Here is a 12331-nt window from a genome sequence, read left to right as displayed (position 1 = left end):
GTGCGGTGCCGGTGATCAACGATCCCTCGCAAGCCGCACCGGGTAGGTCGCGGATGCGCAGAGGAGGGAGTTCGCCGTGGGCGAGCAGCTGAAAGACGGTCTGGGACAAGCATGGAACCTTGTCGCCACCTTCGTGCCGAAACTGGTCGGATTCCTGATCATCCTGCTCATCGGCTGGTTGATCGCGAAAGCCGTGTCAAAGGCATTGGGACTGGTTCTGTCGAAGATCGGTTTCGGCAAGCTCATCGAGAAGACCGGACTCACCGGAACGCTCAAACAAGCGAATGTCGACGCTGGCGGGATCCTCGTCAAACTCGTGTACTACTTCATTCTCCTGATCGCGCTGCAACTCGCGTTCGGCGTATTCGGTGAGAGCAATCCGGTCAGCGCCCTGCTCAACGACATCATCGCGTTCCTGCCGCGGATCCTGGTGGCGCTGGTTCTGGTGATCGTCGCGGCGGCCGTCGCGAAGGTCGTCCGCGACCTGGTGACCGGAGCGCTCTCCACCCGGCCCGCCGGACGGCTGCTCGGCACCATCGCCTACTGGCTGATCATGGCGTTCGGCATCATCGCCGCGCTCGGCCAGGTGAACATCGCGACGGCGGTGACCGGGCCGGTCCTGATCACCGTGCTCGCCACCATCGGCGGCGTGATCGTCGTCGGCTTCGGCGGTGGCCTGATCAAGCCGGCGCAGGACCGCTGGCAGGGCTGGCTGTCCAACTTGCAGGGCCAGCTGGAGCCCGGCGGCGGCAAGCAGGAGGTCCATTCGGAGCCGCCGACTTCGCCCGTGGGCATCGGTCGCGTAGATTCCTGAGCATCCCGCGGGCCCGGTGATCGAGGAAGGCACCGGGCCCGCGTGGAGTCGAAGGGCCCGTTCGCCGCGGAGCACGCGGTGGAGGGCCCTTTTCTCGTCCTGTGAGAGTCCTTAGCGACTCTTGAGCCGTCTCCCTGTTCCGCACCTCACACTCCCTAGGGAATGACGTCGGAACGGAGCATGTTGGAGCGGTAGACGGAGAGGGGTGCGGACGTGGACTTCCTGCTGCACAACGGTGTCACGGTGCTAGGACAGTGGATCTCCTTCGCCGAGCTGGCGGGGCAGGTCTTCGCGCTGGCCGTGGTCTTCCTGGCGCAACGCCGCACGCTGTGGACCTGGCCGGTCCAGGTCGGCGCCACCGTGCTGTTGTTCTCGGTCTACATCTCCGCCCACCTCGGCGGGCTCGCGACCAGGCAGGTCGCGATCCTCGCCATCTCGATCTACGGCTGGTGGGCGTGGTCCCGCCGCAGCGACCCGGTCTACGGCGTCGTCGTCCGCAAGGGAAGGCTCGGCGAGCGCCTGGCGATGCTCGGCGCGTTCGCGATCGGCACCACCGCGATGGCGCTGGTCCTCGAGGCGCTGAACGCCTCGTGGGCGCCCTGGCCGGACGCCGCGATCTTCGTCGGCACGCTGGTCGCCTTCGCCGCGCAGGGTGCGGGCCTCGTCGAGTTCTGGCTGGTGTGGCTGGTCGTCGACGCGATCGGCGTGCCGTTGCAGCTTTCCTCGGGCCTGTACTTCTCCGCGGCGGTCTACATCGTGTTCGCCGGGCTGGTCGTGCACGGCTGGTGGAGCTGGAACCGGACGGCGAAGCAGGTCCGCACCGCGCCGTCCGGCGTCTCCGCCGCGGCCCGCTGACCCCGCGTTTAGTCCTCTGAATGCGGTATTTGCGCGACGCAAGTACCGCATTCAGAGGACGAATTGCGTCGGTCAGCGCATGGTGGCGTGCGAGGGCTTGAGGTCCGCGAGGGTGCGCACGCCCAGCAGTTGCATGGTCCGGGTCATCTCGGCGCGCAGGATGTCCACGCACCGCTGGACACCGCGCTCGCCCCCGGCCATCAGGCCGTAGAGGAACGCGCGCCCGATCAGCACCGCGTCGGCGCCGCGCGCGATCGCGGCCACGATGTCGCCGCCGGAGAGGATGCCGGTGTCGACCCACACCTCCGCGTCGCCCTGGATCTCGTCGAGCACCGCGGGCAGCAGTTCGATCGGCGTCGGCGCGCGGTCGAGCTGGCGGCCGCCGTGGTTCGACAGCAGCACCGCGTCGGCGCCGTGCTTGACCACGTCACGCGCGTCGTCGACGTTCTGGATCCCCTTGACCACGAGCTTGCCCGGCCAGGTCTGGCGGACCCAGTCGAGGTCGTCGAAGTTCAGGGTCGGGTCGAAGAGCTGGTTGAGCAGTTCGGCGACCGTGCCGTCGAACTGGCTCAGCGAGGCGAAGGTCAGCGGCTCGGTGGTCAGCAGGTTGAACCACCACGACGGATGCATCGCGCCGTCGACGAACGTCTTGAGGGTGAGCGCGGGCGGGATGGTCAACCCGTTGCGGACGTCGCGCAGCCGCGCGCCGGCGACCGGGGTGTCCACCGTGAGCATGAGGGTGTCGAACCCGGCGGCCCACGCGCGATTCATCAGATCTTCGCCCGCTTTGTGGTCGCGCCAGACGTACAGCTGAAACCACTTGCGGGCCTCGGGCGCGGCCTCCGCGAGGTCTTCGATTGACGTCGTCGCCATCGTCGACAGTCCCATCGGGATGCCGTTGCGCTGGGCGACGCGGGCCACCGCGGACTCGCCCTCGTGGTTCATCATGCGGGTGAACCCGGTCGGCGCGAACGCGAACGGCAGCGCCGAACGCTTGCCGAGGATCTCCTTGCTGGTGTCCACATCGGACACGCCGCGCAGGACGTTCGGGTGGAATTCCACGCTGCGGAAGGCCTGCCGTGCGCGGCGGAGGCTGTCTTCCAGCTCGGCGGCGCCGTCGGTGTAGTCGAACGCCGCCCGCGGCGTCCGCTTGCGGGCGAGCATCCGCAGGTCGGCGATCGTGTGCGCGCCCGCCAGCCGCCGTTCGGTCGGGTTGAGCACGATCGGCTTCGGCCGCAGGATCTGCTTCAGCTCACTCGGCTTCGGCAGTCGACGCTTGGTCACTCTCGCTCACCCTTTCCGCAAACATCCGATGTCTCACCCTAGTCCGCTGCTCCCCGGATGCAATGAAGGGGCCTTTCATCGCAAAATTCGCAATGAAAGGCCCCTTCATCTCAACGCTAGGCGCTACCGGAGTCCGACAACTGCGGACCCGCGGCGGCGACGTCGTCGAGGCGGTACTTGCGCGCCGCCTCCGCCGCCTTCGAGCGGTCGACCTCGCCGCGCTTGGCCAGCGCGCTCAGCGTGCCGACCACGATCGACTGCGCGTCGACCAGGAACTTCCGCCGGGCGGCGGGGCGGGTGTCGGAGAAGCCGAACCCGTCGGTGCCCAGCGTCAGCATGTCGGTCGGCACCCACGGGCGGATGAGGTCCGGCACGGCCCGCATCCAGTCCGAAACCGCGACGACCGGCCCGTTCACGCCGGACAGCTTCTGCGTGATGTACGGCACACGCGGGGAGTCGCCGGGGTGGAGGAGGTTGTCGTGGTCGATCTCGACGGCCTCGCGCCGCAGCTCGGTCCACGACGTCGCCGACCACACGGCCGCGCGCACGCCCCACTCCTCGGCGAGCATCTTCTGCGCCCGCAGCGCGTCCGGCATCGTGACGCCGGAGACCAGGATCTGGGCCTCCGGACCGTCGCCCGACGGGGCGTCCGCGTACTTGTAGAGACCCTTCAGCAGGCCGTCGACGTCGAGGTTCTCCGGCTCGGCGGGCTGCTGGTAGGGCTCGTTGTAGATCGTCATGTAGTAGAAGATGTTCTCGCCGTTGCCGTCCGGCCCGGTGTCGCCGTACATCCGGCGGAGACCGTCCCGCACGATGTGGGCGATCTCGAACGACCACGCCGCGTCGTAGGCCACGACGGCCGGGTTGGTCGCCGCCAGCAGCAGCGAGTGCCCGTCCGCGTGCTGGAGGCCCTCACCGGTCAGCGTGGTACGGCCGGCGGTGGCGCCGAGCACGAACCCGCGGGCCATCTGGTCCGCCGCGGCGTAGAGGCCGTCACCGGTCCGCTGGAACCCGAACATCGAGTAGAAGATGTAGATCGGGATCATCGGCTCGCCGTGCGTGGCGTACGAGGTGCCGACGGCGGTGAACGACGCGGTGGACCCCGCCTCGTTGATGCCCTCGTGCAGGATGACGCCCTTTTCGGACTCCTTGTAGGCCAGCATCAGGCTCGCGTCGACCGACGTGTACGTCTGGCCGTGCGGGTTGTAGATCTTGGCCGTCGGGAACATCGAGTCGAGGCCGAAGGTGCGCGCCTCGTCCGGGATGATCGGGACGATCCGCTTGCCGATCTCGGAGTCCTTCGCCAGCTCGCGGACGAGCCGGACGAACGCCATCGTGGTGGCGACCTCCTGCTTGCCCGAGCCCTTGCGGATGCCTTCGTAGACCTTGTCGCCCGGCAGCACGAGCGCCTTCGAGGCCTTCGGGCGGCGCTCCGGCAGGAACCCGCCCAGCGCCTTGCGGCGGCCGAGCATGTACTCGATCTCCGCCGAGTCCTTACCCGGGTGGTAGTACGGCGGGAGCTTCGGGTCGCGCTCGAGCTCCTCGTCGCTGATCGGGATGCGCTGGGCGTCCCGGAACAGCTTCAGGTCGTCGAGGGTGAGCTTCTTCATCTGGTGCGTGGCGTTGCGGCCCTCGAAGGACGGGCCGAGGCCGTAACCCTTGATGGTGTGGGCAAGGATCACCGTCGGCTGGCCGTGGTGCTCCAGCGACGACTTGTAGGCCGCGTAGACCTTGCGGTAGTCGTGCCCGCCGCGCTTGAGGTTCCAGACGTCGGCATCGGTGAGGTCCTTGACCAGTTCCTTGGTCCGCGGGTCGCGGCCGAAGAAGTGCTCGCGGACGAAGGCGCCGTCGTTGGCCTTGTACGTCTGGAAGTCGCCGTCCGGCGTGGTGTTCATGAGGTTGACCAGGGCGCCGTCACGGTCCGCGTGCAGCAGCGAGTCCCACTCGCGGCCCCAGATAACCTTGATGACGTTCCAGCCGGCGCCGCGGAAGTACGACTCCAGCTCCTGGATGATCTTGCCGTTGCCGCGTACCGGGCCGTCGAGCCGCTGCAGGTTGCAGTTGATCACGAAGGTCAGGTTGTCGAGGCCCTCGCCCGCGGCGACGTGGATGAGGCCGCGCGATTCCGCCTCGTCCATCTCGCCGTCGCCGAGGAACGCCCAGACGTGCTGGTCGCTGGTGTCCTTGATGCCGCGATCGCGCAGGTAGCGGTTGAACCGGGCCTGGTAGATCGCGTTCATCGGGCCGAGGCCCATGGACACGGTCGGGTTCTCCCAGAACTCCGGCATCAGCCGCGGGTGCGGGTACGACGGCAGGCCGCCGCCCTCGCCCGCGTGCGAGAACTCCTGGCGGAACCCGTCCAGCTGGCTCTCGCTCAGCCTGCCTTCGAGGAAGGCGCGAGCGTAGATGCCGGGGGAGGCGTGACCCTGGATGAAGATCTGGTCGCCGCCGCCGGAGTGGTCCTTGCCGCGGAAGAAGTGGTTGAAGCCCACTTCGTACAGCGCCGCCGACGAGCCGTAGGTCGAAATGTGCCCGCCGACACCGACCCCGGGGCGCTGCGCGCGGTGCACCATGATCGCGGCGTTCCACCGGATGTAGGCGCGATAGCGGCGCTCGATCTCCTCGTCACCGGGGAACCAGGGTTCGTTCTCGGTGGGGATGGTGTTGACGTAGTCCGTCGACGTCAGCGCCGGGACGCCGACGTGGCGTTCCCTGGCCCGCTCGAGGATGCGCAGCATCAGGTACCGGGCGCGCTGCTGACCACCCCTGGCCAGCGCCTCGTCGAAGGAGTCCAGCCATTCGGCGGTCTCCTCCGGGTCGATGTCGGGCAGGTGCGCCGCCAATCCGTCACGGATGACGCGGACGCGTGCCGGGGTCTCCTTGCCGGAGGCGCCGTCGTTCTGCGGGGCCAAGGGGTCTCCTTGCGAAAGGTGGTAGCTGGTTGTGCTCGTACGCGGGCGTGTTCGCGGTCCATCGTCGTCCTCCGGTTCCGCTCGCGTCACCGCTACTGATCGGTAACGTTCGCGGACCCGATTGCGACACGCCTCGCACGCGCCTGTACTCGCGCGCGCGTTTTCTCTCCCACCCTAAAGCAGGGCGTTCGGGGGTGCCCAAGCGCGCCCGAATTGACCCCCCGGGAGTGGGCTGAATGTCCGTACGCCGCGACACGAGTTGTTCAAGATCCGGTGTGGACGGTTGCGCGGAACGCTTCACCAGTGTTCGCTAACGGGCATCGTGTACCCGAGTGTGGTGCCCGCCCGGTCGAATCCGGCCGAGCGACACCACGCTCCGTCGTAGTTGGAGGAGTGACAGCAGTGGTCGCCGCGGGAGACGCTGATCAGAGCAGCGTCGCCGAAAGGCTCGGGATCAAGCCGGACATGGTGGTCCAGGAGATCGGCTGGGACGAAGACGTCGACGACGACCTTCGTGCGGCGATCGAGGAACAGATCGGCGGCGACATCCTCGACGAGGACGCCGACGAGGTCATCGACGTGGTGCTGCTGTGGTGGCGCGAGGACGACGGTGATCTCGGTGACACGCTGATCGAGGTCCGGACCCCCCTGAACGAGAACGGCGTGATCTGGGTGCTGACCCCGAAGACGGGACAGCCCGGGCACGTCGAGCCGAGCGAGATCGCCGAAGCGGTGCCGCAGGTCGGGCTGGCCCAGACGGCCAACATCAGCGCCGGCCCGAAGTGGGCGGGCACCCGGCTGGTGTCGCCGAAGTCGAAGACCAAGCGGTGACCCGGGGAGCCGCGCGATCGACACGATAGGGTTGTCGTCGCAGGCCCCTGTTCGCTCTTGAGAGGAAACCGCCGGTATGGCCGTCGAGGTCGGATCGCAAGCCCCGGACTTCACGCTCAACGACTACAACAAGCAGGCCGTGAAGCTGTCGTCCTTCCAGGGCGAGAAGCCGGTCTTGCTGGTGTTCTACCCGTTCGCGTTCAGCGGTATCTGCACCGGCGAGCTGTGCCAGCTCCGCGACGAGTTCGCGGACTACGACGGCAACGGCGTGCAGGTCATCGGTGTGTCCGTGGACACCCCGTTCTCGCTCAAGGCGTGGGCCGAGCAGGAGGGCTACCAGTTCCCGCTGCTTTCGGACTTCTGGCCGCACGGTGAGGTCGCGAAGGCCTACGGCGTCTTCAACGAGGCGGCCGGTCTGGCCACCCGCGGCACCTTCCTGATCGACAAGGACGGCGTCGTCCGGTTCGCCGAGGTCAACCAGCCCGGCGAGGCGCGCGACCAGCAGGCGTGGAAGAAGGCCGTGGCCTCCCTGGCCTGAGTCTTCACCGGTGGCACCCGTGCGCGGGTGCCACCTCCCGGGCGCATAGCTCAGCGGGAGAGCACTCGGTTTACACCCGAGCGGTCGTAGGTTCGATCCCTACTGCGCCCACCGAAAACCCGGCGACAACCCGCCACGCGCGGCGCTACTTTCAGCCGCATGCACGACCTCACGTGGCGGCCGCTCACCCGCGAAGACGCGCAGGCGTCCGCGGATCTCCTCAACGCCATGGAGACCGTCGACGGGATCGGCGAGAACTACACGGCGGAGGACACCCTCCAGGAGCTGCTCGACCCGTACGCGGATCTGGAGCGCGCGAGTCTCGCGGCCTTCGACGGCGACGTGATGGCCGGCTACATGAAGATCCGCTTCAAGCCGTCCGCGGAAGAGATCCATCGGGTCTTCCTCGACGGCGGAGTCCACCCCGCGTATCGCCGCCGGGGCATCGGCGGCGCGCTCGTCGACGCGGGGGTGGCGGCGGCCGAGGTGATGCACGCGCTGCATCACCCGGGCTCGAAGCTCGTGGTGGACGTCAACCGGCCCGACCGGATCGCCGGGCTGGCCGAACTCGTCCTGTCCCGGGGGTTCGTGCCGGTGCGCTACTTCCAGCGGATGGAGAATTCGCTCGGCACCTCGGGCGGTGCGGCGATCCCTGACGGATTCCGGGTCGAGGCGTGGTCGGAGCGGAACGACGAGGACTTCCGCGCTGTCCGGAACGAGGCGTACCGGGACTACTGGGGCGCGGTGCCGATGCCCGCCGATCTCTGGCGGAACAAGATCACCAACCAGACTTTCCGGCCCGAAGTCAGCTTCTTGCTCCGTGAGGAGGCGACGGGCGCCGCGGTGGGGATGCTGGTGACCATGTGGTGGGAGGCCGACACGGAGGCCACCGGAGTCCGTGACGCGCATTTCATGGTGATCGGGACGCTCCGGGAGTATCGGCGGCGGGGTGTCGCGGGCGGGCTGATGGGGCACGCGCTGCGGGCCGCCGTCGATCAGGGCTACGACCGCGCCAGCTTGAACGTGGACTCGGCGGACCCGTCCGGGGCGTACGGGGTCTTCGAGAAGGCCGGCTTCACGCCGACGATGCGGTTCGTGCGGTGGGCCCTGGAGGCCTGACCCCGTCGCACTCAGCCGACTAAATGCGACCCGCAAGCCGTCAAGCCCGTCGCAAGTAGTCGGCTGAACGCGGCCGGGACACGTGAAGGCCCCATTCCCGTGACTCGCGGGAATGGGGCCTTCACGTACCCCCAACACCTGTGGAACGTCTTCGTTTTGGCGGTCTGGTCTGCCCCCTCGGCAGGCCAGACCGCCGGTCGCGCGCCTCGCCGCGGGTGGCGAACTTTTCGGCTGCACAAGACAGGAGACGGCAGGGACTGCCCAGATACATCAAGATCGGCGGCCATTGGAGTGATACCGGGCCGCGAGGGGCGATCACGGAAAGCGACTACGCGCGGGTAAGCCTGTTCGCCAGGGTCGACATCGTGTAGGCCCCGATGCCCATGACGACTTCGAGAGCGTTCCGCTCGGTGAATCCGTGCCCGAAGAACGTTCGCAGCGTCTCGTCGTCCACGCCTCCGGCGGTTTCGAGCACCGCCAGGGTGAACTGCCGGACGGCTTCCAGTCGCTCGTCGGGCACTAGCCCCTGCGAGCGGAGGGCCGCGATGACGTCGTCGGTCGCGTGATGTCCCTTCAGCCTGCCGGTGTGGATCTCGACGCATACCTCACAGCCGTTGCGCGTCGCCACGGTCATCACGACCGTCTCCCGCGCGAGCGGGTCGAGCGTGGTCTTCTCGAAGCTCGCGCTGAGCCTCAGGAACCCGTCGAGCAGTTCCGGTGACGACGCCTGCCGGGCGACGGCGGTGGGGAGATGCCCGAACTTGCGGATGGTCGCCTCCATCAAGCGACGCGAGGCTTCGGGCGCGGTTTCGAGGGTGTGATCGGTGAACAAGGCGTGCCCCTTAAGATGGTCAACGTGGTTGACGAAAAGGTAAACCAGGTTGTCGAATCTGGCAAGCAGGTTCCGGAACCTCCCGGGTTCGAGTTGCCGCTGCTGCTGTTCGCGGGCTTCCGCTCGATCATCGACCGGCTGCACGCGGAGCTGGCCGAGCAGGGGCATCCCGACGTCCGCCCCGCGTACGGCTTCGCCATGCAGGCGATCGGCCTCGGCGGCGCGACGGCGAGCGAGATCGGGCGGCGACTCGGGGTCAGCAAGCAGGCGGCGGGCAAGACCGTCGACAAGCTGGAGCAGCTCGGTTACGTCGAGCGCGCCGACGACCCGGCCGACGCGCGGCGCAAGGTCGTCCGGCTCACCGGCCGCGGGATCGACTCACTCCGCCGGTCCGCGGCGATTTTCGAAGAGCTGCGCGAGGACTGGGTCGGCGCGCTGGGCGCGGACAGGGTTCGCGCGCTCGAAACCGACCTCCGCGTGATGGCGCCGGCGGACGGCTTCCGGCTCGACGTCGCGGGCTGGTTCGGAGCCTAGAACGGGCAACCCGGGTTCGGCGCGTCCTGCGAGAGCGGCTTTCCGTGCGGCAGCACGTAGAGCACCTCCAGCACCACCGGCGTCGTCCCGAGGTTCCGTCCGATGTGGACGGTGTCGCTCGGCTCGGTGAAGACGGCGCCCTTCCGGTACAGGCCGTCGAGCCCGCAGTCGGTCGAGTTGTGCGTCAGCGTACCGTTCTTGACGAACGCGTACAGCTTCCCGTCGTGGTAGTGCCAGCCGGTGTAGCCGCCGGGCTGGATGACGACCTCGCGCAGCACGTAGTCGGTGTCCCCGACGGTCTTCTGCCCGAAGATCGTCCCGGTCACCCCGGACCCGGGGGTCGCCTCCGCCGTCGCGGGGACGGCGAACGCGAGAGCGAGCGTGGCGAGCAGTGTGGTCACAGACCGCAGGCGCATCGGGAAACGGTACCGCGAATCAGGGGGCCCGAAGCGTCCGCCGCAGCATCTTTCCGCTCTCCGTCCGCGGCAGCCGCTCCCGGAAGTCGAAGCGGCGCGGTGTCTTGAAACCGGCGAGCTCCGCCCGGCAATGCTCTTCGAGCCGCTTCGCCAGCTCGGTGTCCCCGGCGACATCCTCGACCGGTTGAACGACGGCGACGACCCGTTGCCCCCATTCGGGATCCGGTTCCCCGATCACCGCGACGTCGGCGACGTCGGGATGGCTCAGCAGCCGCGCCTCGATCTCGGCCGGGTAGATGTTCACCCCGCCGGAGAGGATGAGATCCGTCCGCCGGTCGCACAGGAACACCCGGCCCTCGGCGTCGAGATAGCCGACGTCGCCCACGGTGACGAACTCCCCGGAACGCGCGGCCGCCGTCTTGCCCGGATCGTCGTGGTAGTCGAATTTCGTGTGCGCGGAACTGAAGTAGAGCGTCCCGGTTCCGCCGGCGGGGAGCTCCCGGCCGTCGTCGTCGAGGACCTTGACCCGCACGCCGTCGAGCGGCTCGCCGACGGTGCCCGGCTCGGCGAGCCAATCACGGGCGTGCACCGCCGAGATCAGGCCCTCGGACGCGCCGTAGTACTCGTGGACCACCGGTCCGAGCCAGGCGAGCATCCGCTCCTTCACCTCCCGCGGGCACGGCGCGGCGCCGTGGATCACCGAGACCAGGCTCGACAGGTCATGGCGCGCGCGGACGTCCTCGGGCAGCCGCAGCATGCGGTGGAACATCGTCGGCACCAGATGCGTACTCGTCACGCGGTGCTTTTCCGTGAGCCGTAACGTTTCCTCGGCGTCGAACCGGTCCATCAGCACGAGCGTGTGCCCGAGATGCAGGATCGCGGTCGAGAACATGCCGGGCGCCGCGTGGTAGAGCGGGCAGGCGACGAGGTGCACGCCGTGCCCCGCCACGACGTCCAGGCGTTCGAGGACGTGCGCGTGGATGGGGTGCAGCGCGGGCGGCCGCCCGGACAGCGCGCGCCGGACACCTTTGGGACGGCCGGTGGTCCCGGACGTGTAGAGCATCGTCTGACCGGCGGTCCGGTGCTCCGGCGTGGTGGTGGGCAGGTCCGTGCCCCAGGACGCGTAATCCGCCCAGCCCGGCGTCTCGCCGCGGGAAAACCGGTGCAGGCCTTCCAGTTCCGCGGTGCACGTGGCCGCGATGTCCGAGTCCGCGACGGCCACCTTGGCGCCGCTGTTGGCCGCGATGTACGCGATTTCGCCCGGCGAGGACCGGTGGTTGACCGGGGTGAAGTACATGCCCGCCTGCAGGGTCGCCAGCAGCAGCTCGTAATAGGCGAGTCCATTGTGGATGATCGCGACGACGCCGTCGCCCTCGCCGAGGCCGAGCGCCCGCAAGGCGTGGGTCAGCTGGTTCGCGCGCGCCGACAGTTCGCCGAAGGTGGTCTCCCGCCCGTCGACGTCGATCACCGCGACACGACCGGGGTCCTGGGTGGCGATCTCGTAGAACGTGCTCATTTCATCACCGATTCTGGCCGTCGCAGGGTCTCCAGATGACGTCGGAGCACGGTTCGCATCAGCTCCGGCGAGGTCCGGCCCGTCGAGAGGGCGAGGCCGTCCAACAGCGCGGCCAGCCGTTCGGTCTCGACGGCCAGGTCGAGGTCGTCGAGCAGGCCGCCCGCTTCGTTCGCGCCGTCGAGCACCCGCCGGACGAGCGCGCGGACCCCCTCGTGCATGCGGGCGGCCTCCTCCGCGAGGTCCGGGCGGTTCTTCGCGGCGGCCGAGAACGCCAGCCAGACGTCGGTTTCGGCCCGCGTCTGCTCGGTGAGCGGGAGCAGTTCGCCGAGCAGGGCTTCGGTGATTTCCTGCCGCCGCGAACGTGGCGTCTTCGGATCGAGCAGATCGGGGAGGTGGCCGAGCAGTCTCGCTTCGAGCCGGTCGCCGAGCGCGCGCATGGCGAACACGATCAGTTCGTCGTGGCCGCGGAAGTAGTGCCGCACCGAACCGATCGCGAGACCGGCCTCTTCGGCCACGCTCCTGAGCGACGCCTGCGCGAGCCCGTCCCGCTGGATCACGCGGAAGACGGCCTCGGCTATTTCCAGGCGACGGACGCCGGGGTCGACGATCTTGGGCATGTTGCCTTTATAGCACGGCCTTGCTATTTTATTTGGCACAGTCATGCCATAAAAGGGGGAGTT

At 68.4% G+C, this 12331-nt stretch carries 12 protein-coding genes and 1 tRNA gene; 7 read left to right on the top strand and 6 right to left on the bottom strand.

Annotated features, from left to right (window positions below; all coding sequences use genetic code 11):
- Positions 1-76: 76 nt before the first annotated feature.
- Together CFP71_RS16480 and CFP71_RS16475 are read left to right on the top strand one after the other, a co-directional pair.
- A complete protein-coding gene (locus CFP71_RS16480) occupies positions 77-814 on the top strand; it encodes a mechanosensitive ion channel family protein (RefSeq protein WP_093934735.1) in 738 nt (245 codons plus the stop codon).
- 213 nt (positions 815-1027) lie between these two features.
- Entirely contained in the window at positions 1028-1669 is a 642-nt protein-coding gene (locus tag CFP71_RS16475; protein WP_093934734.1) for a nicotinamide mononucleotide transporter family protein, read from the top strand.
- A gap of 72 nt (positions 1670-1741) precedes the next feature.
- Here the strand turns inward: CFP71_RS16475 and CFP71_RS16470 are convergent, their stop codons facing one another.
- Positions 1742-2953 carry an alpha-hydroxy acid oxidase gene (locus tag CFP71_RS16470; protein WP_093934733.1) on the bottom strand — a complete coding sequence of 404 codons (1212 nt, stop codon included), beginning with the start codon at positions 2951-2953 and terminating at the stop codon, positions 1742-1744.
- Between the two features lie 116 nt (positions 2954-3069).
- Positions 3070-5865 carry a pyruvate dehydrogenase (acetyl-transferring), homodimeric type gene (gene aceE / locus CFP71_RS16465; RefSeq protein ID WP_093934732.1) on the bottom strand — a complete coding sequence of 932 codons (2796 nt, stop codon included), beginning with the start codon at positions 5863-5865 and terminating at the stop codon, positions 3070-3072.
- Between the two features lie 402 nt (positions 5866-6267).
- Between aceE and CFP71_RS16460 the strand changes: the two genes are divergently transcribed.
- The 4 genes from CFP71_RS16460 to CFP71_RS16445 all read left to right on the top strand — a co-directional run bounded on the left by CFP71_RS16460 (position 6268) and on the right by CFP71_RS16445 (position 8353).
- On the top strand, positions 6268-6696 hold the full coding sequence (locus CFP71_RS16460) for a DUF3052 domain-containing protein (RefSeq protein WP_005164955.1): 429 nt from the start codon (positions 6268-6270) through the stop codon (positions 6694-6696).
- A 76-nt stretch (positions 6697-6772) separates the two neighbouring features.
- A complete protein-coding gene (locus CFP71_RS16455) occupies positions 6773-7234 on the top strand; it encodes a peroxiredoxin (protein ID WP_093934731.1) in 462 nt (153 codons plus the stop codon).
- Between the two features lie 39 nt (positions 7235-7273).
- Positions 7274-7345 (top strand) — tRNA-Val (locus CFP71_RS16450).
- 48 nt (positions 7346-7393) lie between these two features.
- A complete protein-coding gene (locus CFP71_RS16445; protein ID WP_093934730.1) occupies positions 7394-8353 on the top strand; it encodes a GNAT family N-acetyltransferase in 960 nt (319 codons plus the stop codon).
- A gap of 328 nt (positions 8354-8681) precedes the next feature.
- Here the strand turns inward: CFP71_RS16445 and CFP71_RS16440 are convergent, their stop codons facing one another.
- Complete coding sequence (locus CFP71_RS16440) at positions 8682-9185, bottom strand: carboxymuconolactone decarboxylase family protein (RefSeq protein WP_093934729.1); 504 nt, start codon at positions 9183-9185, stop codon at positions 8682-8684.
- 15 nt (positions 9186-9200) lie between these two features.
- On the opposite strand from CFP71_RS16440, the gene CFP71_RS16435 reads away from it, so the two are divergent.
- Entirely contained in the window at positions 9201-9719 is a 519-nt protein-coding gene (locus CFP71_RS16435; protein ID WP_093934728.1) for a MarR family winged helix-turn-helix transcriptional regulator, read from the top strand.
- Here the strand turns inward: CFP71_RS16435 and CFP71_RS16430 are convergent.
- The 3 genes from CFP71_RS16430 to CFP71_RS16420 are packed head-to-tail and all read right to left on the bottom strand — an operon-like array spanning position 9716 to position 12268.
- Positions 9716-10135, bottom strand: a complete 420-nt coding sequence (locus tag CFP71_RS16430) for a cupin domain-containing protein (protein WP_093934727.1) — start codon at positions 10133-10135, stop codon at positions 9716-9718. The genes CFP71_RS16435 and CFP71_RS16430 overlap by 4 nt on opposite strands.
- A gap of 19 nt (positions 10136-10154) precedes the next feature.
- Positions 10155-11651, bottom strand: a complete 1497-nt coding sequence (locus CFP71_RS16425; RefSeq protein WP_093934726.1) for an AMP-binding protein — start codon at positions 11649-11651, stop codon at positions 10155-10157.
- Complete coding sequence (locus CFP71_RS16420) at positions 11648-12268, bottom strand: TetR/AcrR family transcriptional regulator (RefSeq protein ID WP_093934725.1); 621 nt, start codon at positions 12266-12268, stop codon at positions 11648-11650. Before CFP71_RS16420 ends, CFP71_RS16425 begins: the two co-directional genes overlap by 4 nt.
- Positions 12269-12331: the final 63 nt, after the last annotated feature.

Source organism: Amycolatopsis thailandensis (genome assembly GCF_002234405.1).
Classification (GTDB): Bacteria; Actinomycetota; Actinomycetes; order Mycobacteriales; family Pseudonocardiaceae; genus Amycolatopsis; species Amycolatopsis thailandensis.
The sequence above is the reverse complement of the archived record's forward strand: the minus strand, read 5'-3'. Positions and strand labels throughout refer to the sequence as shown.